The following is a 25,201-nucleotide window of genomic DNA, read 5'->3' on the forward strand; positions in this document are numbered from 1 at the left end:
GCCGACTGTGGCTCACTCGTCGTCGTCGGATAGTTCTTCGATAAGTTGCTGTTTCAACTTTGGCGGGAGATTTGTGAGAGCTTCGTCCACGGCGCTAAGCTCTTGCTGTACCTCACTCTCAGGTTCAGATCCGGCGTAATTCTGCTTAATATCCTCCTGAATTTGCTCTTCAGTATCCTTCGCATTCGGCGCGAACACAGTCCCACAGCCCGGACACGCCTTCGCTTCCGGTTCTAACTGTTCGCCACACGTCGGGCAAACCTGTGGGGTAAGCGGTGATTCTTCGTCCGGTTCACGAAGCCCTGCAGCCACTTCTGCAGATTCTATATGGTCGTCGTCGGTAAGGTGCTGGTAGGTCGTTTCCATGACCTTACTGTTCGGGCCATGACCGATTAGGTGCTTAATCGTCGATTCGTCCATCCCGTAATCGCGCTTACAGGCTGTGACAAAGTAATGCCGGAAGTTGTGGGGGTTCGGTGGCTTGTCTACGCCGGCGTCATCCGCGAGCTTCTTGAGGCGTTCCCGCATCGTGGACTGTGATAGTTTCTCTCCGGGCGTACCACGCTGTGCGGTCGGCAGGCACGTGATTAGATAGTCGTCGGGTTCCCCAGTTGGGTGGTCTTTCAGCCAATCATAGACAGCGCGTTTCGCGCCGAGCAGTGGGCGTTTCTTCCCGTTCTTATCCGCGCCTTTCAATCCCGCTTCGTCAGTGTTCAGGTAGTAAATCCCGTCGTCGGTGTTTACGTCTTTAACGCGGAGCGTTTGGATTGCTCGAATGCGCTGGCCGGTATTCAAGAGTAATTCGAGGATACAGCGGTCCCGTGTGTTGGACACGGTATCGCGTAGCTCTTGGATCTCGTCGGGAGTGTACATATCCCGTTCATCCACAGACGACTTGGGCTGTCGTTTCACCACGACCTCACTGTGGTCAATCCCTAGGTCGTCGTGGTACTGGTAGAACTTTGTGACGCCACTCTGCCACTGTGAGAGCGTTGACTTGGCGTAACCGTCGTCTTTCACGTCCGGGTGGGTGCCACTACCTACGTCGTCAAAGAACGCGTTAACGGCGCGTGTGTCAGGCATTTCGACTAGCGGAGTGTTCGCTAGTTCCCCGACGCGCTTCAGGGCTTGTGCGTATGCTGCGAGCGTGCTGTAGGCTTTCGTTTCGCGTTCCCCGTTTTCGCTAGTGAAGTTGACTGTGGATATGTCGGGGTTGATTGCGTCCAGAAATTCGAGGACAGCGTCTATGTCGTCGGGGTGTAGGTCGGCGTCTTTCAGTCGTTCCCGTGAAAGCTGGTATTGTCGTTCGGGGTCGTCTATCGAGGACATATTGAGTTCTATGCGTACCAATACGCGCCGTGCTTATAGCAGTTTGGGACGACTATAAGGCGTGCTTGTAACAGGTGCCCTCGCCGCGCAGGGAGTTCGCCGTCCAGCCGCAGGTCTGGGCGGCGGTGTGGTTGTCGTGGTGGTAGTCCGGGTCGTCCACCTGCTTGGGCATACCCGTGGTTCGGCCAGCGCGTGGAAAAACGTGGCGTTCGGCGGCCAGTCCCGGCGTCCACGTCCCCGACGGCCGCCGGCCTGCGTCCGCCCGCTCGCCCGCTTCGGAAATCCCTTTAGCCGTCGCGTCGAACGGGCGAGCATGTTCATCGCTTTCCGCCGGGAAGTCGAGGCGGCCGTCGAGGCCGCGCTCGACGACCTCGGCTACCCGACCGAGGACCTCGGCATCGAGGAACCGCCCGCGGACGTGCCCGCCGTGCTCGCGTCCAGCGTGGCGTTCCGACTCGCCGGCGAGGCGCAGGCGCCGCCGCCGGAGGTCGCCGCCGAAATCGCCGACGCCGTGGACCTTGCCGACGCCGAGTACGTCGCCGACGCGTCCCCGCAGGGGCCGTACGTGAACTTCACGCCCAGCGAGGCGTACTTCGACGGGGCGCTCGAAGACGCCCAGGAGACCGACTGGGGGCGGCTCCCCGACGCAGACACGTCGGTCGTCGTCGAGCACACGAGCGCGAACCCGACGGGGCCGGTCCACGTCGGCCGCGCTCGCAACCCGATTCTCGGCGACGCGCTCGCGCGCGTCCTCGACTACGCCGGCTACGACGTCACCCGCGAGTACTACGTCAACGACGCCGGCCGGCAGATGGCCGTGTTCACGTGGGCGTACGAGACCTTCGACGAGAGCGACCTCCCCGAGCCCGGGCGCGAGAAAGACGACTACGAGCTCGTGCGCTACTACCGGAAGGGCAACGAGTTCTTAGAGGATGGCGACCCCGAGGCCGTCGAGGAGGCCGAAGCCGAAATCGCGGCCATCATCGAGGGGCTTGACGCCGGCGACGAGGCCACCTACGAGCGCGTCGAGGAGGTCGTCGACCAGGTGCTGGGCGGGATGACCGAGACCCTGGAGCGGCTGCCCGCGGAGTTCGACGAGTTCGTCAAGGAGACGCGGTTCCTCCGCGACGACTCCACCCACGAGGTCGTCGAGCGCCTCCAGGACTCCGAGTACGCCTACGAGGAGGAGGACGCGTGGCAACTCGACCTCGAGGAGTGGGACATCGAGCAGTCGTTCGTCTTCCTGCGCTCGGACGACACCACGCTGTACACGACGCGGGACCTCGCCCACCACGAGTGGAAGTTCGACACCTTCGACTACGCCATCACCGTGCTCGGCGAGGATCAGGAACTCCACGCGAACAAGCTCAACGCCGCCTTGGACATCCTCGGCAACGACACCGACCAGCTCGAAGAGGTGTTCTACGCGTGGGTGAACCTCCCGGGCGGCGAGTCGATGAGCACGCGGCAGGGGACGGGCGTGGACATGGACGACCTGCTCGACGAGGCCGTCTCGCGCGCCGAGGACGCCGTCCGCTCCCGTCTGGACGACCGCATCCGCGGCGACGACCTCACCGAGGACGACGTCGAACGCATCGCCCGGCAGGTCGGCATCGGCGCGGTGCGCTACGACATCGTCTCCAAGCAGCCCACGAAGGCGATTACGTTCGACTGGGAGGACGCTCTCGACTTCGAGGGGCAGAGCGCGCCCTACGTCCAGTACGCTCACGCCCGCGCCTGCGGCATCGCGGCTGAAGCCGACGGGCTCGACCCCGAACTCGACGCCGGCCTGCTGGACACGCCCGAGGAACGGGACCTCCTGGAAGCAATCGCGCGGTTCCCGGGCGTCGTCGAAGAAGCGGCCGAGGACCGCGAACCCCACCAGGTCGCGACGTTCGCCCGCGAGTTCGTGGACACGTTTAACGCGTTCTACCGCTCCCGGCACGTCCTCGGCAAGGACGTCGACGACGACGTGGCGGCCGCGCGCCTCGCGCTCGTGAACGCCGCACAGCACACGCTGGCGAACGCGCTGGACGTGCTCGGCATCGAAGCGCCCGAGTCGATGTAGAAGGGGTTACAGCGCGCCGACGAACGTCAGCGAGCCGTAGACGATGAGCAGTGCGACCACGACGTAGACCAGCAGCCAGCCGGTCGAGACGGAGTTCTCGTTTGCCATACCCGACACTCGGCGGCCGTGTTCGCTTAATTGTTCCCGTTCAGCCGAGGCGGCCGCCCGTCAGCCGCGACAGCAGCGATTGCCGCTCGGGTTCATCCTCGTCGGCGACCTCCGCGAACGCCGCTCCGGCCGAGACCTCGCCCTCCGCCTCACCGTCGCGGAACGAGACCGGCGGCGACTCACCCAGTAGCTCGTAGCCGAGTTCGCGGTACGACTGCGCGGCCGGGTTCTCGGGCGCGTAGACGACCAGCGGCTCGCCGGCCTCCTCGCTGTCCGCGACCGCGCCGTCCTCGGGAATCGTCCCGAGCAGCGGCGCGTCGATGCGCTCGACGGCCGCCTCGACGTCCACGGCGGAGCCGCCGACGCGCGTCAGAATCAGGCCCGTGACGTCGCCGCCGACGCGCTCCGCGAGGTCGAGGGTCTTCGCGGTGTTCTCCAGCGCGGCGACCTGCGGCGTGGAGACGAGCAACACGTCGTCGGCGAGCCCGAGCGGCACGGTCGTGTCGTGGCTGAGGCCGCCGCCCGTGTCCACAATGGTGACGTCGTACTCCGCGCGGAGGTCCTCGGCGACCTCGCGGAGCTTCGAGGGGTCCGCGCGCCCGAAGTCCTCGATGTGCGTGCCGCCGACCATCGCGTCGAACTCTCCGCGCGCCTCCGCGACGGCGTCCAGCGCGTCCGCCTCGCCGGCGAGCACGTCGTGGAGCGTCGCCTCCGCGGGCTCCACGTCGAGGACGGCGCCGACGTTCGACATCCCGAGGTCGTAGTCCACGAGCACGACCGAGCGGTCGGCCTCCGCCATCACCGCCGCGAGGTTCACGGCGGTCGTCGTCTTCCCGACGCCGCCCTTCCCGGAGGCGACGGCGAACACGCGTCCAGTCATTACTATCGCGTACGCAGAGCGGCACTTAAAGCGTTGGGCGGGTTTCGGGGCTCCCACGCCTCGACGGCCGGCCAGCGAGCCGACGGACGCCCCGGCGACCCCCGAGGTCAAAGGTTACTTACGCGCACGTCGGCTATCTTCGGGTAATGAGCGAGCAGGAGGGCGCACCGTCCGAGGACCGCCGAAAGTACGAGTTCCAGAAGGTCATCGAGGACCTCAAGGACTACACCGGGAGCGGCACCCAGCTGGTGACCATCTACATCCCCCCGGACAAGCAGATTTCGGACGTCGTCGCCCACGTCACGCAGGAACACTCCGAAGCCTCCAACATCAAGTCCAAGCAGACCCGGACGAACGTCCAGGACGCGCTGAAGTCCATCAAGGACCGACTGCGGTACTACGACACGTTCCCGCCGGAGAACGGCCTCGTCGTCTTCTCCGGCGCCGTCGACTCCGGCGGCGGCCGCACGGACATGGTGACGGAGGTCCTGGAGTCGCCGCCCCAGCCCATCGAGTCGTTCCGCTACCACTGCGACGACGAGTTCCTCACCGAGCCCCTAGAGGAGATGCTCGGGGACAAGGGCCTCTACGGCCTCATCGTCCTCGACCGCCGCGAGGCCAACGTCGGCTGGCTGAAGGGCAAACGCATCGAGGCCGTCAAGTCCGCGTCCAGCCTCGTCCCCGGCAAACAGCGCAAGGGCGGCCAGTCCGCACAGCGGTTCGCCCGCCTCCGGCTGGAAGCCATCGACAACTTCTACCAGGAGGTCGCCGGGATGGCCGACGACCTCTTCGTCCCGAAGCGCCACGAACTCGACGGCATCCTCGTCGGCGGCCCCTCCCCGACCAAGGACGAGTTCCTCGACGGCGACTACCTCCACCACGAACTCCAGGACTCCGTGCTCGGGAAGTTCGACGTCTCCTACACGGACGAGTCCGGCCTGAAGGAACTGGTCGACCGCGCGCAGGACACGCTCGCGGAAGCCGACCTGATGGACGACAAGTCCGACATGGAGGAGTTCTTCAAGGAGCTCAACGGCGGCAACCTCGCCACCTACGGCTTCGAGCCCACCCGGAAGAACCTCGTCATGGGCTCGGTGGAGACGCTGCTCATCTCCGAGGACCTCCGCAAGGACATCGTCACCTACGAGTGCCCGAACGGCCACGAGGAACGCGAACTCGTCGGCCAGCGCGCCGACACTCCCGACCACACGTGCTCGGAGTGCGGCGAGGACGCGGAAGCCGCCGAACGCGACGACGCCATCGACCACCTCATGGAAATCGCCGACCAGCGCGGCACCGACACCCACTTCATCTCCACCGACTTCGAGAAAGGCGAACAACTGCTCACCGCCTTCGGCGGGATTGCCGGGCTGCTGCGGTACGGCACGGGCGTCTAAAAGCACTTTTTGCTGTGGGAGGGCGCCGAAGGCGCCCTCCCGGGCAAAAACTTGCGGAAAAAGCACTCCTCCTTCCCGCCGCTCGCTTCGCTCGCTTTGGTCAGTCGTCGGCCTGCGCTCACTCGCTTCGCTCGTTCGCGCAGTGAACCGCTCGCCTCGGGCTCTCCGAGCCGCTCATGGGTCGCCACGCTCCCCGTTCGCGCAGACCGAGGCGCTCGTTCCTCGCGCCTCGCGCCACTCGGCTCGCGGATGCTGATTTTGCTTGTGGAGATGTTCGTCGACAGTCGCCATTTCGCCGGCAGGGACAGGTACTTGTGACGCGGTCACATGGACCAAGACGCATCGCTATGAAACCGTGCCAAAACTGTCAGACGGTCATCGACGAGTACGTCTTGGACAAAAAACTCGAACCCCTGCGCGATTTGACAGTCGACGACTTCAACGTCTGTGCGGACTGTGCGACCGTCGTCGACGACGCGTGCGTGGAGTGTGGCGGCGCGGTGTACGTTCCCCGAGGTGACTCGAACGTCCCCGACTTCTGCCCAGCCTGCCGCTCCGAGCGCATCGAGCAGACGGGCCACGACCCCGGCTGGCACCGCGACCCGATCTCGACCTGAAGCGCCGGCCGGCGCTACCGCTTTTCGACCACTTCTGCTCGACGCCCAGAAGAGAACGACCCGAGCTACGCCAGCGGCGTCCGCTCGACTACCTGCCCGTCGTACGTCGGGTACTGTTCGACGATTTCGCCGCTGTCCACGTCGCCGTCCTCGACCATCTCTTCGAGCAGCCACCACGCCACCTCGACGTGGTTGGACTTCACCGTGTAGAACTCCTCGGGAACGCCGAGTTCCTCGATGCGCTCGGGGCTGACCGTCGTCTTCCCGTAGACGAGCGTACCGTCCTCGGTGACGTCGTCGAACTCCCGGCGGACGTTCCGGGCCATACGCTTGAGCCGCGAGCGGTGCTGGGCGGCGTCCTTGAAGACGCTCGTGCAGAAGTACACCTTCTCGTGGTCGGCCATCTCCTCGAGGATGGCGTCCTTCGACCCGTCCACGGCGCTCATGTGGTCCTCCTGCAGCTCGAAGCCCTCGTCCTGCATGCGCTCGTAGTTGCCGTCGCTCATCTCGAACTCGTTGACGTTGCAGAACTCGGCGGCGCCCTCGTCGAGGAAGTCGAGGAATTCCGTCTCGGCGCGGATGCCGGGAATCTCGAACGCGGGCGTCAGGCCCTCCTCGCGGGCGATGTAGAGGATGTCCTCCCACTCGGTGCCGTGGAGGTCGCCCCACTGTTCGACCGGCGGGTGGAACCGAATCTCGTCGAGGCCCGCCTCGCTCAGGCGGCGCATGTTCTCGCGGCCGCCCGTGATGCCCGTGTAGAGGTGCGTGTGGTGGTCCTCGCCGAACTCGTCCTTGAGCAGGCGGAGGTACCGGCACGTGCGGTCCAGCACTTCCTGCGGCTCGCCGCCCGTAATCGAGGTGCCGAGCGCGTCCATCAGCTTCGCCTCGTTGATGATGTCCTCGTCGTCCTCGACGGGGCGCTCGTTGGCGTACACCTGCTGGACGTTCTTCCGGTTCTCGCCCAGCGGGCAGTAGAAGCAGTCGCGCTGGTCGCAGTACCCGTAGACGAAGAGCACCATCTTCCCGCCCTTCGCGCACTGCTCGCAGCCCTTCGAAATCATTCGTTGGAACACGTCTACTCCCCGAAGGCTGAAAAACCGTGCGAATCGGGGTGGACGAACGTCCGCCTCGGTGTGGGCTCCCGAAAGCAGTTATACCGCCCACTCGTACCTTCCAGCGAATGCTGCTCGTGCTGTGCGTGGACCTCGACGACGACCTCGGCCGGAAGACCGGCGTGCCGACGCCGGTGGTCGGCCGCAACGAGGTCGAACACGCCGCGGTGTCGCTGGCGGAGGCCGACCCCGAGGACAGCGACGTGAACGTCCTCTTCGAGGGCGTCCACCTCCACGACCAGTACAGCACCGACGAGGAGGTGGAGGTCGCCGCCGTCACCGGCCTCGAACGCGGCGACGTCGCCGCCAACCGGAAAGTCGGCCGCGAAGTCGACGAGGTGCTGGCGAGCATCCAGAGCGACGACCCCGTTCGCGCGGTGGTCGTCACGGACGGCGCGCAGGACGAGTCCGTCGTCCCCGTCATCCGCTCTCGGGTGCCTATCGACGCCGTCAAGCGCGTCGTCGTGCGGCAAGCCCAGGACCTCGAGTCGATGTACTACACGCTCAAGCAGGTGATGAACGACCCCGAGACCCGCGGGACGCTGTTGGTGCCGCTGGGCATCCTGTTGCTCATCTACCCGCTGGCGGTGCTCGCGGACGTGCTCGGGCTCCCGGGCGCAGTCCTCGGGGTCTCCTCGGCAGCGGTCGGACTATACGCGCTGTTCCGCGGGCTCGGCCTCGAATCCACCGTGGACGCCGCCGTCGAGCGCGTTCGCTCGGGCCTGTACACGGGCCGCGTGACGCTCATCACGTACGTCGTCGCGGCCGCCCTGCTGGTCATCGGCGGCGTCGAGGGAATGAACCAACTCGCGGCCGTCCGCGAGAACACGGCCGGGTCGCTGGCACCCCCGACGGTCGTCGCGGCGCTCACGTACGGCGCCGTCCGGTGGTTCGCGGCGGCGGGACTCACCACGAGCCTCGGCCAGGTCACCGACGAGTACCTCGCCGAGCGGTTCCGCTGGCGGTACCTGAACGCGCCGTTCTACGTGCTCTCTATCGCCGCCGTCCTGCACATGCTGTCGGCGTTCTTCCTCGGGTACGTCACGCTCACCGAACTCGCCGCGGTGCTGACGGCGGGCACACTGGTGAGCGTACTCTCCACGCTGACGTTCGCCGTCGTCGAGTCGTGGCGCGCCGACCGGAAGGGCGGGCCGGACGCCGCCTAGGTCTCCCGGGAGACGACGAACTCCGCGAGGTATTCGAGGTAGTCGTAGGCTTCTCCCGCAGGCAGGTCGAGGCTGTCGAGGGCGTCCATCGCGCGCTCGCTCTCCCGCTCGGCGAGCGCGTTCAGTTCCGCGGGCGACCGGTCCGTGACCCGGACGATGCTCGGCCGGTCCAGCTCCTCGTCGATGCCCGCGGGCTTCCCGAGGTCCTCGCTGGCCGCGGTGGCGTCGAGGACGTCGTCCCGAATCTGGAACGCGACGCCGACGCGCTCGGCGTACTCTCCGAGCGCCTCCACCGAGCGGCCGTCGGCGTCCGCCGCGACCGCGCCGAGTTCCGCGGCCGCGCGGAACAGCGCGCCCGTCTTCCGGCGCGCCAACTCCATGTACTCCTCCTCGGTCTCCGGGCGGTCCACGAGTTCGATGGCTTCGCCCTCGCCGAGTTCCACGAGCGCGTCGGTCACGCACTCCATCGCGCGGGGGTCCCGGGAGAACAGCGCGAACGCCTCCCCGAGCAGGCCGTTCGACGCGACGAGCGCGGGGCCGTGGTCGAACGCCGCCCACGCGCTGGCCTTCCCGCGGCGGAGCGCGGACTGGTCGATGATGTCGTCGACGACCAGCGAGGCGTTGTGGACGAGTTCGATGCCGACCGCGAACCCCATCGCGTCCTCGCTGTCCCCGCCCGCGGCCTCGCAGACGAGCACGGTGAGCGTCGGGCGCACGCGCTTGCCGCCCGCGAGCACGACGTGTTCGAGTTCGTCGCTGAGCTCCGACGGCTCCACGGCCGCGACGGTCTCCGCGAGCCGCTGCTCGATGGCGGCGCGGTGCGCCTCCACGTACTCCATTACTCGTCTCTCGGGGATTCGCGCGGAAATATATGACGGGATTCGGCAGTCCACGCCGGCTACGCGTCGCTCGTCGGCCGACAGAACTGGAGGGAAGAGCGCTCAGGTGGGGCGCTACCTCAGACGCTCGCCGCAAAAATCTATGCTAAAAAGACCGCCTCAGACGCTCGGCGGCTCCCCGCCGAACTCCTCGATGAGCGCGGGCACGACGTCGAAGAGGTCGCCGACGACGCCGTAGTCCGCGATGTCGAAGATGGGCGCGTTCGGGTCCGTGTTCACCGCGATGATGGTGTCCGCGCCCTTCATCCCGGCGACGTGCTGGACGGCGCCGGAGATGCCGATGGCGAGGTAGACGTCCGGGGTGACCTGCTTGCCGGACTGGCCGACCTGCCGGTTCTTCGGGAGCCAGCCGTTGTCCACGATGGGGCGCGACGAGGACAGCGTCGCACCGGTCACCTCGGCGAGTTCCTCGACGAGTTCGAGGTTCTCCTCCTCCTCGATGCCGCGGCCGATGGAGACGAGGAAGTCCGCGTCGGCGATGTCGACGTCGCCGCCGCCGACCTCCTCGAAGCCCTTCACCTTCGACCGGACGGCGTCCTCGTCGACCTCGAAGTCGAATTCGCTGACTTCGGCGTCGCCGACGCCCTCGGCGGGCGGCCACTCGCCGCCGCGAATCGAGACCACGAACGGTCCCTCCGCGACGTCGACGGTGGTCTCGACCTTCGAGCCGTACATCTCGCGGGTGACTTCCAGCGTGCCCTCGCTGTAGTCGAGGCCGACGGCGTCGGAGACGTACGGCCGGTCGAGCCGCGTGGCGACCGCGGGCGCGTAGTCGAGGCCGTTGACGCTGTTCGGCGCCACGACGAACTCGGGGGCGAGGTCCTCGGCGATCGCGGTGAGCGCCTGCGCGTAGACGTCGTGGTTGAACTCCTCGCCGTGGGCGACCGTGTGAATCCGGTCGACGCCCTCGCGGTCGAGGTCCTCGGCGAACGACTCGACGTTCCCCGAAATCACGGCCGCGTGGAGGTCGCCGCCCGCGGCGTCCGCGAGCTCGCGGCCCGCCGAGAGCAGTTCGAGGCTGACGTCGCGCAGGTCGCCGCGGCGGTGGTCGGCGACGACGAGCACGTCCGAGGTCATTCGCCGACCACCCCCTTCTCGCGGAGGACGTCAGCGAGCTTCGCGGCCTGCTCGCCGGCGTCGCCGTCGAGGTACTGGGCGTCGCTCTCGGTCTCGGGCTCGTACATCGCGGTCACGTCGAGGCTGCTGGCGACGTCCTCGGCGCCGAGCCCGACGTCGTCGAGGGTCTGCACGTCGATTTCCTTCGACTGGGCCTGCCGGATGCCCCGGAGGCTGGCGTAGCGGGGCTCGTTGATGCCCGTCTGGATGGCCAGCACCGCCGGGAGTTCGACGTCGGTGAGTTCCTCGACGCCGCCCTCCAGTTCGCGGCGGACCGCGGCGACGCCCTCCTCCAGCACGTTCTCGGTGTCGAGGGCGTTCACGACGGCCGCCCACTCGAAGCCGAGTGTTTCGGCGAGCGCGACGCCGGTCGCGCCGAAGCTGTCGTCGTTGGCCTGCACCCCCGAGAGCACGAGGTCGGGGTCCTCGTCCTCGACGACGGCGGCGAGCAGTTCGGCCTTCGTCTCGACGTCGAGCAGTTCGACGTCCTCGATGGCGTCGTCCCAGACGCGGACCGCGCGGTCGGCGCCCTTCGCCAGCGCCATCCGAATCGTCTCCTCGCTTCGCTCCGGGCCGATGGTGACCGCGACGACTTCGACGTCGTCGCCGGCCTCCGCGAGCTGGACGGCCTCCTCGACGGCGTAGTCGTCCCACTCGTTGAGGTCGTAGTCGAGGTACGTCTCCTCGATTTCCGTGCCGGAAATCTCGAAGTCGTCCTCGACAGTAGCGACCTCCTTGACGGTGACGAGAACCTTCATCGTCCGTGAGTGCTCCGGGACGCAGGTAAACGTTTTCGGAACCGCGAGGAGCGCGCGAACAGTTTCTCCGGCGGCCGCCGGGGGCTACTCCTCGTCGATGCCGTTGTCGACGCCCTCGCCGGGCAGCGAGATGAGGTTCTCGCGGCCGATGCGGAGCTTCTCGACGCGGCCCTCCTCGGCCATCGAGGACAACAGCTGGGAGACCTTCGCGGTCGACCACCGCGTCTCCTCGACGATTTCGGACTGCTTCATCCGGCCGCCGTGCTCGCGCAGCAGCCGCTCGACGCGCTCCTCGTCGCTCAACAGCTCGGGGTCGGTCGGCTCGGAGTCGGCGTCGTCGGACGCACCGGACGCGGCCGGCTCGGCCGCGGCGCTACCGGCTGCTGCGTCCGCGTCGGCGGCCGGCTCGGCCGCGGCGCTACCGGCTGCTGCGTCCGCGTCGGCCGCCGACTCCTCGGCTTCCGACTCGGACTCCGCAGAGAGTGCCTCCCGTACACGACTGGCGACGGCTTGACCGACGTCGCGTAGCCACGGGACCGCCGGCTCGTCGCCGTCGCGGTAGTACGCCCACACGGTCGCGGCGCCCGCGAACAGCGCGAGCACGCCGACCGCGACGAGCACGACCATCGAGACGCCGACGACGCTGTCGTTCTCCGTGAACACCGCGAACGGCCTGTCCGCGTTGAACGTGTGCGGCCCCGACCAGCGGTAGCCGTTGTCGACGATGCTCGTCTCCGGCAACACGTTCTCCGTCCCGTAGCCCTCCGGCGAGCGGAGGGTCAGCGTCTGGTTCGGACCGAGGTCGCCGAACCACTGCGTGGAGAACGAGTCGACGACCACCCGGTCCTCCTCGACGCGCGAGAAGTTCGTCCACGTGAACCGGAGCGAGAGCACGCCCGTGGTGTTGTTCCCGGCTTCGACGACGCGCGAACTCCGGCTGGCGTTCCGGATTTCCATCTGCCGACCGACGTGGTCGCTGACCGACGGGACGACCGCGCGGAACACGTCCACGGAGAACTCGGTGTCCGCCGAGCCAGCCTCGAATCGGCTGCGGAGCTGTTCGAACGCCGCGGTGGCGTTGTCGTCCTCGAGAGAGTACTTCGAGGAGACGGTCCAGCGAGCCGCGCCGTCGGACTGAATCTGGACGGTGATGTCGACGCCGTCCGGCGTCGAGGCGGCGTCTTCTTGGAGGGCGGCCGACTGCGGAGCGGGCGCTCCGACTGCACCGGCCACGGGCACGGCGAGGAGACAGACGACGGCGACGAGGAGGGCGGCCTGCCGCATACCAGTTCCGTCCACCCCGCTCGTGCAAAGTATTTTCTATCCGGCGGAATCCGCCAGTTCACCGACCGCACGGCCCAGCCCTCGCTCCCGACAGTCGTTACGGCGGGCTGACAGGCGATGCCGGCCAGCGGTGACGACGCTTTGCCGGGACTCGGCCGCGTTCGTCGTCTCCGCATCGTTTTTGTCGGGTGCGGCCGAACGCGTTCCCATGTCCCGCGTTCGCCCCGCCCTCGCTTCCGTCCTCCTCGTGGTCGCGACGACGGCCACACTCGCCGCCAGCGGCGGCGTCGCCGCGCCCGTCGAACCCGGCGACGAACCCGTCGTCGGCACGTCAGAGCAGTCCGCGCACGTCCTCCTACTCACCGAAGCGAACACGGCGGCGTACAACGAGCCGCGCGCGTCCGTCACGAGCACGCTCGAATCCGGGCACGCGACCCTCGGCACCGACCTCCGGCTCGCGACGGTCGAACAGCGCCTTGACGCGGCCGACAATCGGTCCGCCCGGCGCGAGATTCTCCGGAACGCCACCGACGAGGCCGCCGAGCGCGTCGCGGCGCTCCGAGAGCGCGCGACCGCCGCTCACGACGCGTACCGGAACGGGGAGCTGTCCACCGGCTCGTACGTCCGCACGCTCGGCACGCTTCACGCGGAGGCCAGCAGCCTCTCGACGACGCTCGGGCGGACAGCCAGCGGGGGGTCGCTGTACAACCACGCCATCAGCGATAGCTTCTCCGAAATCGGCACGCGGGTGTACCGCCTCCGCGCACAGCTGGCGACCGTGCAGGGGCCGGTCCGGGAGCGCGTCGCCGACGTCGTCCACGGCAACCGCGAGCAGGTCCGCGTCCACGTGACCGCCGGCAACGGCGTGATGCTCTCGACCATCGACGACGGCACGTACGTCCGCGAGACCGTCCGCCCCGACAACGTCGAGGAGACGCTCGGCGGCGACTTCGCCGACGCGTCGACGGTCATCCAGTCGAAGTACCCGTGGCTGTCGAACAACTCGCGGTCGCCGAGCATCATCGAGACCCGGGGCGGGTACGCCTTCTACTACCGCGCGAACTACGGCCACGGCCAGATTACGGCGTACATCGACACGACGACCGAGAAGGTCTACGCCGAGCGCCACCAGCAGACGCTCGCCCAGCTCCCCGCTGACGTCGAACAGCGGGACACGGCGAACAACGTGACGCTGTCCACGTCCCGGACGTACGCCGGCGGCCCGCTGCTCGTGCGGGCGGAGAACGAAGCCGGCGAGCCCATCGACACGACCGTCTCGCTGAACGGGACGTCGGTCGGTGACACCGGCGACGACGGCCGGCTCTGGGTGTTGAGTCCCGCGGGCGAGTACAACGTCGCGACGGTACACGACGGTGCGGCGCTGGAAGTCAACGTGACCGCGCGGCCGGCGCCGTAGCGACCTGTCCGAGTGTTCTTGTAGGAGGACGGGACCACTGGAGCGCGTGCCTCGCGGCTACGCGCCCGTCGCAGTCGTGCTCCTGCTCGCGGTGACGGTCGTTGCCGCGGCAGCCGTCGCGACCGCGGTTCCTGCGCTCCCCGGCGACCCACCGCCACAGCGCGGCGTCGCCGCCGACGCGACCAGCGACGGCCGCGTCGCGGTGACGCTACACGCCGGAGAGTCGATAGACATCGAGAGTGCGACCGTTCGCGTCGCGGTCGACGGCGAGCCGCTGGCCCACCAGCCGCCCGTGCCGTTCTTCGCGGCGCGCGGGTTCCACGGCGGGCCGTCCGGCCCGTTCAACGTCGCCGCCGACCAGTCGTGGGCCGTCGGCGAAACCGCGTCGCTGCAGGTCGCGGCGACGAACAGCCCCGAGTTACGAGTGGGCGCGACGCTCACCGTGCGCGTGCTCGTGGACGGGCGAGTCGTCGCCGTCGGCGAGACGACGGTCGAGAAGGCGTCGTAGGCGTCAGTCCGCGGCGTGCTCGTCGGGGGCTCGCGCGAGCGTGACGATGGCGCGCGGACTCCCGGGCTTGGCCTGCATCACGTGGTGTTCGACGTCCACGAAGCCGGCTTCCGCGAACATCCGGTCGGCCTCGTCCTCGTCGTAGAACAGCATGATGGCGTCCGCGACCTTCTGGAACACCGTCGAGTTCGGGTAGTCCGGGCCGACCACGACGGTCCACTCGCCGGGCTTAAGCACGCGCCGGATCTCCCGCAGGCCCTCGACGGGGTTGGGCCAGTACTCGATGGAGCCCGACGACCACACCGCGTCGAACGTGTCGTCCTTGAACGGCAGGCGCTCGGCGTCCCCGTAGTGGAACGCCACGGGGTCGTGCTTGCCGAACTTCTCGCGCGCCTTCGCAAGCTGGTGGCGGCTCTGGTCGAGGCCGTAGACGTCGTCGGTGTACTGGAGGATCCCCTCCGTGCCGAACCCGGTGCCACAGCCGACGTCGAGCACGCGGTCGTCGGCGTCGAGATTGAGCATCGCCAGCGCCTCGTCGCGCATCTCCTCGTTCCACACGAACGGGTTGACGCGGTCGTACACCTTCGAGAGGTACTTGTAGAAGGTGCGGGCGCGCGCCTTGTCTTCGAGGACTCCCATTACCCCGGAATTGCGCCCGAAGACGCATAATAGCTTGCGTTAGCGCCCGCGAACTTCGCAACTACCATATAGGCCGTGGCCAAAGGTCCGCCCGGTAAGAGTGTATGCCAAGGCCAGAGGTTCTTGAAGACATCAAATCGGCTGAATCGGACGCCGACGACATCGTGGCCGAGGCGGAGGAGGACCGCGAGCAGCGGTTGTCCGAAGCCCGGAAGCGGGCCGATGAAATCCGCAGCGAAGCGGAAGAGGAGGCCCGCGAGCTGAAAGAACAGCGACTCGAAGAGGCACGCGAAGACATCGAGGCGGAGCGCGACCGCATCCTCGAGGAAGGCGAGGCCGACCGCGAGCAGCTCGAAGCCCTCGCCGAGGAGAACGAGGAGGACGCGGTCGCGTACGCCGTCGAACAGTTCGAGGAGGCGGTACATGCTCAGACCTGAGCGCATGAGCAAGGTGTCGGTGACGGGCTCGAAGCGCGTCATCGACGACGTCATCGAGACGATTCACGACCTCAACCTCGTCCACCTCTCGGACTACGACGGCAAAATCGAGGGGTTCGACAACGGCAACCCGATGGAGGGCGCCGACGACGCCTCCGAGAAGCTCGTCACGGTGCGGTCCCTTCAATCGACGCTCGACGTCGACGAGGCCGACGCCGGCCCGACCCGCATCGTCACCGACGAAGCCCTCGAGACGGAACTCGAGGAGATTCGCGTCGAAGTCAACGAGCTCGACGACCGCTACGGCGAGCTCGAGGACAAGCTGCGCGACGTCGAGGAGCGCATCGACGCCGTCGAGCCGTTCGCGGACCTCGGCATCGACCTCGACCTGCTCGGCGGCTACGACAGCCTGCAGGTCGCGGTCGGTGAGGGGAACGCCGACGCCGTCCGCGACGAACTCCGGACCGCGGAAGCCATCGAGGCGTTCGAGGTCTTCGAGGGCGACGACACGCTGGCGGTGTTCGCGTACCCGCGCGGCGACGACCCGGACGCGCTCGACGACGCGCTCGTCGGCGTGGAGTTCGGGCGACTGGAGGTCCCGGACGCCGAGGGCAGCCCCGAGGCGTACGTCGAGGACCTCCGCCACGAGCGCGACACCGTCGAGTCGAAGCTCGACAGCGTGGAGAGCGAGCTCGACGACCTCCGCGTGGAGCACGCGGGCTTCCTGCTGGCCACCGAGGAGAAGCTCTCCATCGACGTCCAGAAGGCCGAAGTCCCGCTGCAGTTCGCGACAACCGAGCGCGCGTTCGTCGCCGAAGGGTGGATTCCCAGCGACGAGTACGCGACGTTCGTCGAAGCGATTCAGGACGCGGTCGGCGAGCACGCCGCCGTCGAGGAGCTCGAACAGGCGGACTACGAGGCGTCCGGCCACGGCCACCACGGCCCCAGCGACGAGCCGGAGCCCGTCACCGACGACGCGGACGCCGAGACCGCCACGGACGGCGGGACGGCCGCCGACTTCGACGAGGACGACAGCCCGCCGGTCATCCAGGACAACCCCAGCGTCGCGCGGCCGTTCGAGGCGCTGACGGAGGTCATCAACCGACCGAAGTACACGGAACTGGACCCGACAGTCGTGCTGTTCCTGACGTTCCCGGCGTTCTACGGGTTCATGATCGGCGACCTCGGGTACGGCATCCTGTACGCCGCCATCGGCTTCTGGCTGTACCGCAGCTTCGACAGCGAAATCCTCTCGAAGCTCGGCGGCGTCGCGATGTGGGCAGGTGGATTCACGGCCCTGTTCGGCGTGCTGTACGGCGAAATATTCGGCCTCCACCTGATCACTGAGTACGTGTGGCACGGCGCGCTCGGCCTCCCCGACGCGCCCCTGAAGAAGGGGCTGCACGTCGGCGCGTTCGCCCAGCTCTGGCTCGCGGCGAGCCTCGTGTTCGGTATCGTCCACCTGGGCATCGGCTACCTGTTCGGCTTCGTCAACGACCTGAAGTCCCACGGCGCCCGCGACGCGATTACGGAGAGCGGCGGCCCGATGCTGCTGATGGTCGGGTTCGGCGTCTGGCTGTTCAGCAGCCACCTGCAGGGCGAGAGCGGGCCCCGTCCCGAACTGCTGTACCGCGTCGTCGAACTGCCGGCGTCGGTCGGCATGGCGGCGCTGGCCGTCGCGCTGCTCGGCCTCGTGCTGGTCGTCATCGGCGAGGGCGTGGAAGGGCTCCTCGAGAGTCCGACGTACGCGCTCGTCAACACGGTCTCGTACACGCGGATTGCGGCGGTCCTGCTCGCGAAGGCGGGCATGGCGTACGTCGTGAATCTGCTCGTGTTCGGCGCCTACGAGGTCGAGACGCACGGCGGCGGCACGGTCGAGTACATGTTCGGCCTGTTCGAAATCGCGCAACCCGCCCACGAAACACACTTCATGTTGTTCAGCACCGCCACGCACGGCGGCGAGGTGCTGTTCCCCGGGCTGATTCACTCCGGTGCGGCAGGAATGGTCGCCGGCGCCCTCGTGATGGTCGTCGGCCACCTCCTCGTGCTCGCGCTCGGCGTCACATCGGCCGGCTTACAGACGCTACGCCTCGAATACGTGGAGTTCTTTAACAAGTTTTATGAGGGCGGTGGCGAGAAGTATCACCCGTTCGGCTACCAGCGAAACTACACCACTGAGGACTAATTGACATGATCGAGACACTCCCCGAATTCGCCACGATTGCACAGGAAACGGCTGGCAGCAGCCCCGTCATCACCCCGCAGTCCGCGGCCGCACTCGCAGTCGGCCTCGCCGCTCTCGCCGCAGGGTACGCGGAGCGCGGCATCGGTAGCGCCGCCGTCGGCGCCATCGCGGAAGACCAGGACCTCTTCGGCTCCGGCCTGATTCTGACCGTCCTCCCGGAGACGCTGGTCATCCTCGCGCTGGTCGTCGTCTTCGTCGTGCCGTCCGCGTACTAACACCGCGCCCTCTCTCCATCTATGAGCTTGGAAACAGTAGTTGAGGACATTCGAGACGAAGCCCGCGAGCGCGCGAAGGAAATTCGGTCGGATGCCGAATCGCGCGCCGACGAGATCGTCGCGGACGCCGAAGCCGACGCCGAGGAGATTCGCTCTGACGCCGAGGCCGAAGCCGAGCGCGAGATCGAGCGGGAGCGCGAGCAGCGCCTCTCCAGCGCGAAGCTCGAGGCCAAGCAGATGCGCCTCGAAGCGCGCCGCGACGCCCTCGAAGACGTCCGCGAGACCGTCGAAGAGGAGATCGCCGCCATCGACGGCGACGACCGCGAGGAACTCACTCGCGCCCTCATCGACGCCGCGGCCGACGAGTTCGACGCCGACAGCGACGTCAGCGTCTACGGCCGCGCGGACGACGAGGCCCTCATCTCGGACATCCTCGACGACTACGACGGTTACGAGTACGCCGGCGAGCGCGACTGCCTCGGCGGCGTCGTCGTCGAAAGCGAGACGTCCCGGGTCCGCGTGAACAACACGTTCGACTCGGTCATCGACGACGCCTGGGAGAACAACCTGAAGGAAATCAGCGCACGCCTCTTCGACGAGGAGCAATGAGCGTGTACGGGTCGGCAAACTACGAGTACGTGGTCGCCCGCGTCCGCCACCGCCGAGCCAGCCTGTTCAGCGACGACGAGTACCGGAAACTGCTCCGCATGGGCACGGGCGAAATCGCCCGGTTCATGGAGGAAACCCAGTACGAGGACGCGGTGAACGCGCTGGGCTCGCGGTTCAGCGGCGTCGACCTCGTCGAGCACGCGCTCAACGAGACGCTCGCCAGCGACTTCCAGGACTTGCTGCGGTACAGCGAGGGCCGGCTCTACGAGCAGGTCGTCCGCTACCTCCGCAAGTTCGACGCGTGGAACGTCAAGACCGTGCTGCGCGGGCTCTACTCGGACGCCTCCGAGGCGGAGGTCCGCGAGGACCTCATCGACGCCGGCGAGTTCGAGGACGAGTTCCTCGACCGGCTGGTCGCCGCCGAATCCATCGAGTCCGTCGTCGAGCTGCTCGACGACACGCTGTTCGAGACGTACCTCGAGGGCGCGTTCGAGGCCTACGAGGAGTCCGGGACGCTGGTCCCGCTGGAGAACGCGGTCGACCGCGCGTACTACGAGAACCTCGTGCCCGACGCGTCCGCGCGCGGCGAGGCCGCGCAGCTCTACCGGGAGTTCCTCGAAGCCGAGATCGACTTCCGGAACGTCCGGAACGCGCTGCGGCTGGCGCGCTCGGGCGCCGACGTCGACCCCGCCGAGTACTTCATCGACGGCGGCGCGCTGTTCGACCGGAAGGAGGTCGGGCAGCTCGTCGCGGACCGCTCGACGCTGGTCAGCCGCATCCGCGAGAGCAAGTACGGCGACGAGCTCTCGCGGGCGCTCGACGAGCTGGAGGACGCCGAGAGCCTCATCGGCTTCGAGCACGCCCTCGACCGGGCGCTGCTGGAGTACTCCGACCACCTCTCGTACGTCTACCCGCTGTCGGTGTGCCCGGTGCTGGCGTACATCCTCGCGAAGGAGCGCGAAGTGGACAACATCCGCGCCATCGCTCGCGGCCGCGAGGCCGGCCTGAGCGAGGCGGAAATCGAGGAGGAGCTGATCATCCTATGAGCCAGGAGATTGCCGTCGTCGGCAGCCCGGACTTCACCACCGGGTTCCGGCTCGCGGGCGTTCGGAAGTTCGAGAACGTCCCGCAGGACGAGAAAGACGAGGCGCTCGACGACGCTGTCGAGTCGGTGCTCGAGGACGAGGACGTCGGCATCGCAGTGATGCACGACGACGACCTCGACGCGCTCTCGCGGCAGGTCCGCGAACAAGTCGAGACGAGCGTAGAGCCGACGTTCGTGACCATCGGCGGCGGCGCCGCCGGCGGGAGCGGACTGCGCGACCAGATCAAGCGAGCCATCGGCATCGACCTGATGGCCGAAGAAGACGAAGAATCCAACGAATGAGTCAAGCAGAAGAAATCACTGACTCCGGCGTAATCGAGAGCGTGAGCGGTCCGGTCGTGACCGCCACGGACCTCGACGCCCAGATGAACGACGTCGTCTACGTGGGCGACGAAGGCCTGATGGGCGAGGTCATCGAAATCGAAGGCGAAGTAACAACCATCCAGGTCTACGAGGAGACCTCGGGCATCAGCCCGGGTGGCCCCGTGGACAACACGGGCGAGCCGCTCACCGTCGACCTGGGCCCCGGGATGCTGGACTCCATCTACGACGGCGTCCAGCGCCCGCTGGACGTCCTGCAGGGCGAGATGGGCGCGTTCCTCGACCGCGGTGTCGACGCGCCCGGCATCGACTTGGAGAAGGAGTGGGACTTCGAGCCCGCCGTCGAGGAGGGCGACCACGTCGAGGCCGGTGACGTCCTCGGCACCGTCGACGAGACGGTCAGCATCGAGCACAAGGTGCTCGTGCCGCCGCGCAGCGACGGCGGCGAGGTCACCGAAATCGAGTCCGGCGAGCACACGGTCGACGAGCCCGTCGCCGTCCTCGACAGCGGCGAGGAAATCGCGATGCGCCAGGAGTGGCCGGTTCGGCGTGCGCGTCCCTCGAAGGACAAGCACACGCCGCGGACGCCGCTCGTCACGGGCCAGCGGATTCAGGACGGCCTGTTCCCGCTCGCGAAGGGCGGGACGGCCGCGATTCCGGGGCCGTTCGGTTCCGGGAAGACGGTCACCCAGCAGCAGCTCGCGAAGTGGTCCGACGCGGACATCGTCGTCTACATCGGGTGCGGCGAGCGCGGCAACGAGATGACGGAAGTCATCGAGGACTTCCCGGAGCTGGAGGACCCCCAGACCGGGAACCCGCTGATGGCGCGGACGTGCCTCATCGCGAACACGTCGAACATGCCGGTGGCGGCCCGCGAGTCCTGCATCTACACGGGCATCACCATCGCGGAGTACTACCGCGACATGGGCTACGACGTGGCGCTGATGGCCGACTCCACCTCGCGGTGGGCCGAGGCCATGCGCGAAATCTCCTCGCGGCTGGAGGAGATGCCGGGCGAGGAGGGGTACCCCGCGTACCTCGCCGCTCGCCTCGCACAGTTCTACGAGCGCGCGGGCCTCTACACCACCCTCAACGACGACGAGGGGTCGGTGTCCGTGGTCGGCGCGGTCAGCCCGCCGGGCGGGGACTTCTCCGAGCCGGTCACCCAGAACACGCTGCGCATCGTGAAGACATTCTGGGCGCTGGACGCGGACCTCGCCGAGCGCCGGCACTTCCCCGCCATCAACTGGAACGAGTCGTACTCGCTGTACAAGGACCAGCTCGACGACTGGTGGCGCGAGAACGTCTCCGAGGACTTCCCAGAGGTCCGGCAGTGGGCCGTCGACGTCCTCGACGAGGAGACCGAACTGCAGGAGATCGTCCAGCTCGTCGGCAAGGACGCACTGCCGGACGACCAGCAGCTCACCCTCGAGGTGGCCCGCTACCTCCGCGAGGCGTGGCTCCAGCAGAACGCGCTCCACGACGTCGACACCAACTGTGAGCCCGCGAAGACGTACAAGATGCTCACGGCCATCAAGACGTTCAACGACGAGGCCTTCGACGCGCTCGAAGCCGGCGTCCCGGTCGACGAGATTCAGAACGTCGATGCGGCGCCGCGGCTCAATCGTATGGGCGTCCAGGAAGACTGGGAGGAGTACATCGAGGAGCTGAAAGACGACCTCAGCGAGCAACTACGGGACCTCTACTAATGAAAGAGTACAAGACAATCTCGGAAGTCAGCGGCCCGCTGGTGTACGTCGACATCGACGAGCCGGTGGCCTACGACGAGATGGTGGAAATCGAGACGCCCGACGGCGAAGTCAAGCGCGGTCAGGTGCTCGAGTCCAGCGACGAGTTCGTCGCGATTCAGGTCTTCGAGGGGACCGAGGGCATCGGGCAGGACGCCTCGGTGCGGTTCCTCGGCGAGACCCTGAAGATGCCCGTGACCGAGGACCTCCTCGGTCGCGTCCTCGACGGCTCCGGCCAGCCCATCGACGGCGGCCCGGACATCGTGCCCGACGAGCGCCGCGACATCGTCGGCGAAGCGATCAACCCCCACGCGCGGGAGTACCCCGAGGAGTTCATCCAGACGGGCGTCTCGGCCATCGACGGCATGAACACGCTCGTGCGCGGGCAGAAGCTCCCCATCTTCTCGGCGTCCGGCCTGCCTCACAGCGACCTCGCGCTCCAGATTGCGCGACAGGCCTCCGTCCCGGAGGAAGACGAGGGCGACGACGAGGACAGCGAGTTCGCGGTCGTCTTCGGCGCGATGGGCATCACGGCCGAGGAGGCTAACGAGTTCATGGACGACTTCGAGCGCACCGGCGCGCTCGAACGCAGCGTCGTCTTCATGAACCTCGCGGACGACCCCGCCGTCGAGCGGACGGTCACGCCGCGGATGGCGCTGACCACGGCGGAGTACCTCGCCTTCGAGAAGGACTACCACGTCCTCGTCATCCTGACGGACATGACCAACTACTGCGAGGCGCTCCGCGAAATCGGCGCGGCCCGCGAGGAGGTCCCGGGTCGCCGTGGCTACCCCGGGTACATGTACACGGACCTGGCGCAGCTCTACGAGCGCGCCGGCCGCATCGAGGGTCAGGACGGGTCGATCACCCAGATCCCCATCCTCACGATGCCGGGCGACGACGACACCCACCCGATTCCGGACCTCACGGGGTACATCACCGAGGGACAGATCATGATGGACCGCGACTTGGACAGTCAGGGCGTGACGCCGCCCGTGAACGTCCTCCCGAGCCTCTCGCGGCTGATGGACGACGGCATCGGTGAGGGCTTCACGCGCGAGGACCACGGCGACGTCTCCGACCAGCTGTACGCGGCGTACGCGGAGGGTGAGGACCTCCGCGACCTCGTGAACATCGTCGGCCGCGAAGCGCTGTCCGAGCGCGACAACCTCTACCTGGACTTCGCGGACCGCTTCGAGGACGAGTTCGTCGACCAGGGCTTCGACACGAACCGCAGCGTCGAGGAGACGCTGGACATCGGCTGGGAACTGCTCAGCCTCTTCCCGAAGGAGGAGCTCAACCGCGTCGACGAGGAGCTCATCGAGCAGTACTACGTCGAGGACGAGGCCGAGGCCGAAGAGGCCGCGGCCGCCGACTAACCGCCGCGCTCGCGGCGTGCCGTCCACGAATCTTTTGGAACCGCGCGCGAACGACCAGCCGCGCGTACGCACGGACGAGAGGGCGCCCTGATGGCGACGTACCTCCAGTTCCTCGCCGCGTTCGTCGCGCCGCCGCTGCTCGTCCTCGCCGCGCTACGAGTGCGTGACCGCCGCGACGAGTGGTGGTCGCTTGTCGGCGTCGGCGTCCTCCTCGTGCTCGCGCTGGCGTACACGACGCCGTGGGACAACTACCTGATTCGCCGCGGCGTCTGGACGTACGGCGCCGACGCGGTGGTGGCGACGCTGTGGCTCGCGCCAATCGAGGAGTACGCGTTCGTGGCGATGCAGACCGTCGTCGCGGGGCTGTGGGTGCAACGCGTCGCCGACTCGCCGGACGCGGAGTTCACGCCCGCGAAGCGGGACGCCGCAGTCGGCGCGCTCGCCGGCCTCGCCGTCACGGCCGCCGGTGTCGCGTTCCTCGGGACGGCGAGCACGTTCTACCTCGGCGCGATTCTCGCGTGGGCCGGCCCCGTCCTCGCACTCCAGTGGGGCGTGGGCTGGCGGTACCTGCTCGCGCGCTCCAGCACCGTCGCCGTCGGCGTCGGCGCGCCGACGCTGTACTTCGCCACCGCGGACCGCGTCGCGCTCGCGGACGGCATCTGGACGATTTCGACCGAGTACGCCACGGGGGTCGCCGTCGCGGGTCTCCCAATCGAGGAGGGCGCGTTCTTCCTCGTGACGAACCTCTTCGTCGTGCAGGGGCTGGTGTTGTTCGACTGGGTGGTCGCTCGATGGGCGTGACCCGCCTCGACGGAGCGGTCCGCGAGACGCTCGCGCGGCCGGCGCTCGCGGTCGGCTGGGTCGGCGTCGCGGTCGCGGCGCTCCCGACGCTCGCCGGCGTGGAGCTGTCCACGACCGCGCGGTACGCGCCGCTGGTCGCCAGCGTCGTGCTGTTCGGCCTGCCCCACGGCGCCATCGACTACGTCGCGCTCCCGCGTGCGGTCACGGGCCGCGTCACCGGGCGCTGGCTCGCCGTGGTGGGCCTCCTCTACCTCGTGCTCGGCGGCGCGTACGCGGCGGCGTGGTTCGCGTGGCCGGTCGCGTCGGCGCTGGCGTTCGTCGCGCTGACGTGGCTCCACTGGGGGCAGGGGGACGTCTACCCGCTGGCCGTGCTACTGAACGCGGATTACCTCGATTCGCGCGCGCGACGCGTAGCGACCGGCGTCGTCCGCGGCGGCCTCCCGATGCTCGTGCCGCTGCTGGGCCACCCCGAGACGTACCGCGACGTGGTCTGGGCGTTCGCCGCGCCGTTCGGCGGGAACGTGGGCGACTTGTGGCTGTTCGCGCCCGACGCACGACTCGCGCTCGGCGCCGGATTCGCGGTCGTGACCGTCGCGACGCTGGCCGCGAACCGGCTCACCACCGCCGAGTCGCCGCCGACCGCGTGGCGCATCGACGCCGCCGAAACCGTCGGCCTCTGGGCGTTCTTCCTCGTCGTCCCGCCCGTGTTCGCGGTGGGCGTCTACTTCTGCCTGTGGCACGCCGTCCGCCACGTCGCCCGCGCGGTCGCCGTCGACGACGGCTCGCGGCGCGCGCTCGCATCCGGCGACCTCCGTGGGCCGCTCGGCCGGTTCGCGCGCGAGGCCGCGCCGCTGACGGTCGCCGCGCTCGCGTTACTCGGCGGCTTGTGGGTCGCCGTCCCGAACCCGCCGACGACCCTCGAAGGCGCGACCGGACTGTACCTGGCGTTCGTCGCGGTGTTGACCCTCCCCCACGTCGCCGTGGTGACGTGGATGGACCGCGGGGCAGGGCTGCTGTAGCGGCGGCAGCGACAGGAAACGTTT

Annotated in this window: 24 protein-coding genes and 1 pseudogene; 16 read left to right on the forward strand and 9 right to left on the reverse strand. The window is 68.0% G+C overall.

What is annotated here, in order from left to right; translation table 11 throughout:
* Window positions 1-12: 12 nt before the first annotated feature.
* Complete coding sequence (locus tag ABSL23_RS03095; protein WP_353634669.1) at window positions 13-1,329, reverse strand: site-specific integrase; 1,317 nt, start codon at window positions 1,327-1,329, stop codon at window positions 13-15.
* A gap of 61 nt (window positions 1,330-1,390) precedes the next feature.
* Window positions 1,391-1,501: pseudogene (locus ABSL23_RS03100) on the reverse strand (4-demethylwyosine synthase TYW1); the annotation flags it as partial.
* Between the two features lie 141 nt (window positions 1,502-1,642).
* On the opposite strand from ABSL23_RS03100, the gene argS reads away from it, so the two are divergent.
* Window positions 1,643-3,397: an arginine--tRNA ligase gene (argS, locus tag ABSL23_RS03105; protein ID WP_353634670.1), complete on the forward strand. Its 1,755-nt coding sequence runs from the start codon at window positions 1,643-1,645 to the stop codon at window positions 3,395-3,397.
* 148 nt (window positions 3,398-3,545) lie between these two features.
* Here argS and ABSL23_RS03110 read toward each other — a convergent pair whose 3' ends face one another.
* Window positions 3,546-4,385, reverse strand: a complete 840-nt coding sequence (locus tag ABSL23_RS03110) for a MinD/ParA family protein (protein ID WP_059057761.1) — start codon at window positions 4,383-4,385, stop codon at window positions 3,546-3,548.
* 146 nt (window positions 4,386-4,531) lie between these two features.
* On the opposite strand from ABSL23_RS03110, the gene prf1 reads away from it, so the two are divergent.
* Window positions 4,532-5,782: a peptide chain release factor aRF-1 gene (gene prf1 / locus ABSL23_RS03115; RefSeq protein ID WP_059057762.1), complete on the forward strand. Its 1,251-nt coding sequence runs from the start codon at window positions 4,532-4,534 to the stop codon at window positions 5,780-5,782.
* A 347-nt stretch (window positions 5,783-6,129) separates the two neighbouring features.
* Window positions 6,130-6,399 carry a hypothetical protein gene (locus tag ABSL23_RS03120; RefSeq protein ID WP_353634671.1) on the forward strand — a complete coding sequence of 90 codons (270 nt, stop codon included), beginning with the start codon at window positions 6,130-6,132 and terminating at the stop codon, window positions 6,397-6,399.
* Between the two features lie 65 nt (window positions 6,400-6,464).
* Here ABSL23_RS03120 and ABSL23_RS03125 read toward each other — a convergent pair whose 3' ends face one another.
* Window positions 6,465-7,460 carry a radical SAM protein gene (locus ABSL23_RS03125; RefSeq protein ID WP_059057764.1) on the reverse strand — a complete coding sequence of 332 codons (996 nt, stop codon included), beginning with the start codon at window positions 7,458-7,460 and terminating at the stop codon, window positions 6,465-6,467.
* A 119-nt stretch (window positions 7,461-7,579) separates the two neighbouring features.
* On the opposite strand from ABSL23_RS03125, the gene ABSL23_RS03130 reads away from it, so the two are divergent.
* Window positions 7,580-8,677, forward strand: a complete 1,098-nt coding sequence (locus ABSL23_RS03130; protein WP_353634672.1) for a DUF373 family protein — start codon at window positions 7,580-7,582, stop codon at window positions 8,675-8,677.
* Here the strand turns inward: ABSL23_RS03130 and ABSL23_RS03135 are convergent.
* The 4 genes from ABSL23_RS03135 to ABSL23_RS03150 all read right to left on the reverse strand — a co-directional run bounded on the left by ABSL23_RS03135 (window position 8,674) and on the right by ABSL23_RS03150 (window position 12,734).
* On the reverse strand, window positions 8,674-9,516 hold the full coding sequence (locus ABSL23_RS03135; protein ID WP_353634673.1) for a polyprenyl synthetase family protein: 843 nt from the start codon (window positions 9,514-9,516) through the stop codon (window positions 8,674-8,676). The two genes, ABSL23_RS03130 and ABSL23_RS03135, sit on opposite strands and share 4 nt — an antisense overlap.
* Before the next feature lie 159 nt (window positions 9,517-9,675).
* Window positions 9,676-10,653, reverse strand: coding sequence for an electron transfer flavoprotein subunit alpha/FixB family protein (locus tag ABSL23_RS03140; RefSeq protein ID WP_059057767.1), 978 nt, complete (start codon window positions 10,651-10,653; stop codon window positions 9,676-9,678).
* A complete protein-coding gene (locus tag ABSL23_RS03145; RefSeq protein ID WP_059057768.1) occupies window positions 10,650-11,450 on the reverse strand; it encodes an electron transfer flavoprotein subunit beta/FixA family protein in 801 nt (266 codons plus the stop codon). The genes ABSL23_RS03140 and ABSL23_RS03145 overlap by 4 nt, the downstream gene beginning before the upstream one ends.
* Before the next feature lie 84 nt (window positions 11,451-11,534).
* Window positions 11,535-12,734: a helix-turn-helix domain-containing protein gene (locus ABSL23_RS03150; RefSeq protein WP_353634674.1), complete on the reverse strand. Its 1,200-nt coding sequence runs from the start codon at window positions 12,732-12,734 to the stop codon at window positions 11,535-11,537.
* Window positions 12,735-12,942: 208 nt separating this feature from the next.
* On the opposite strand from ABSL23_RS03150, the gene ABSL23_RS03155 reads away from it, so the two are divergent.
* Window positions 12,943-14,151, forward strand: a complete 1,209-nt coding sequence (locus ABSL23_RS03155) for a hypothetical protein (RefSeq protein ID WP_353634675.1) — start codon at window positions 12,943-12,945, stop codon at window positions 14,149-14,151.
* Window positions 14,152-14,197: 46 nt separating this feature from the next.
* Window positions 14,198-14,659, forward strand: a complete 462-nt coding sequence (locus ABSL23_RS03160) for a type IV pilin (RefSeq protein ID WP_353634676.1) — start codon at window positions 14,198-14,200, stop codon at window positions 14,657-14,659.
* Window positions 14,660-14,662: 3 nt separating this feature from the next.
* Here the strand turns inward: ABSL23_RS03160 and ABSL23_RS03165 are convergent, their stop codons facing one another.
* Window positions 14,663-15,298: a methyltransferase domain-containing protein gene (locus tag ABSL23_RS03165; RefSeq protein WP_353634677.1), complete on the reverse strand. Its 636-nt coding sequence runs from the start codon at window positions 15,296-15,298 to the stop codon at window positions 14,663-14,665.
* 104 nt (window positions 15,299-15,402) lie between these two features.
* Here ABSL23_RS03165 and ahaH point away from each other — a divergent pair, with 104 nt between their 5' ends.
* From ahaH to ABSL23_RS03215, 10 genes are all read left to right on the forward strand, one after another.
* Window positions 15,403-15,735 carry an ATP synthase archaeal subunit H gene (gene ahaH, locus ABSL23_RS03170; protein WP_353634678.1) on the forward strand — a complete coding sequence of 111 codons (333 nt, stop codon included), beginning with the start codon at window positions 15,403-15,405 and terminating at the stop codon, window positions 15,733-15,735.
* Complete coding sequence (locus ABSL23_RS03175; RefSeq protein WP_353634679.1) at window positions 15,722-17,920, forward strand: V-type ATP synthase subunit I; 2,199 nt, start codon at window positions 15,722-15,724, stop codon at window positions 17,918-17,920. The genes ahaH and ABSL23_RS03175 overlap by 14 nt, the downstream gene beginning before the upstream one ends.
* A gap of 5 nt (window positions 17,921-17,925) precedes the next feature.
* Window positions 17,926-18,195, forward strand: coding sequence for an ATP synthase subunit K (locus ABSL23_RS03180; RefSeq protein ID WP_059057774.1), 270 nt, complete (start codon window positions 17,926-17,928; stop codon window positions 18,193-18,195).
* Window positions 18,196-18,216: 21 nt separating this feature from the next.
* Window positions 18,217-18,804, forward strand: a complete 588-nt coding sequence (locus ABSL23_RS03185; protein ID WP_059057775.1) for a V-type ATP synthase subunit E — start codon at window positions 18,217-18,219, stop codon at window positions 18,802-18,804.
* Window positions 18,801-19,850 (forward strand): V-type ATP synthase subunit C, encoded by a 1,050-nt coding sequence (locus ABSL23_RS03190; protein WP_059057776.1) that lies wholly within the window; start codon window positions 18,801-18,803, stop codon window positions 19,848-19,850. Before ABSL23_RS03185 ends, ABSL23_RS03190 begins: the two co-directional genes overlap by 4 nt.
* Window positions 19,847-20,191, forward strand: a complete 345-nt coding sequence (locus ABSL23_RS03195; protein WP_059057777.1) for a V-type ATP synthase subunit F — start codon at window positions 19,847-19,849, stop codon at window positions 20,189-20,191. Before ABSL23_RS03190 ends, ABSL23_RS03195 begins: the two co-directional genes overlap by 4 nt.
* Window positions 20,188-21,939, forward strand: a complete 1,752-nt coding sequence (locus tag ABSL23_RS03200) for an ATP synthase subunit A (protein ID WP_353634680.1) — start codon at window positions 20,188-20,190, stop codon at window positions 21,937-21,939. Before ABSL23_RS03195 ends, ABSL23_RS03200 begins: the two co-directional genes overlap by 4 nt.
* The gene (locus tag ABSL23_RS03205; protein ID WP_059057779.1) at window positions 21,939-23,357 is read left to right on the forward strand and encodes an ATP synthase subunit B; all 1,419 of its coding nucleotides are present in this window, start codon (window positions 21,939-21,941) and stop codon (window positions 23,355-23,357) included. The genes ABSL23_RS03200 and ABSL23_RS03205 overlap by 1 nt, the downstream gene beginning before the upstream one ends.
* A 90-nt stretch (window positions 23,358-23,447) precedes the next feature.
* Window positions 23,448-24,158, forward strand: coding sequence for a lycopene cyclase domain-containing protein (locus ABSL23_RS03210; RefSeq protein WP_353634681.1), 711 nt, complete (start codon window positions 23,448-23,450; stop codon window positions 24,156-24,158).
* Window positions 24,149-25,177, forward strand: coding sequence for a Brp/Blh family beta-carotene 15,15'-dioxygenase (locus tag ABSL23_RS03215; RefSeq protein ID WP_353634682.1), 1,029 nt, complete (start codon window positions 24,149-24,151; stop codon window positions 25,175-25,177). The genes ABSL23_RS03210 and ABSL23_RS03215 overlap by 10 nt, the downstream gene beginning before the upstream one ends.
* Window positions 25,178-25,201: the final 24 nt, after the last annotated feature.

It is taken from the genome of Halobacterium sp. NMX12-1, assembly GCF_040435975.1.
Classification (GTDB): Archaea; Halobacteriota; Halobacteria; order Halobacteriales; family Halobacteriaceae; genus Halobacterium; species Halobacterium hubeiense.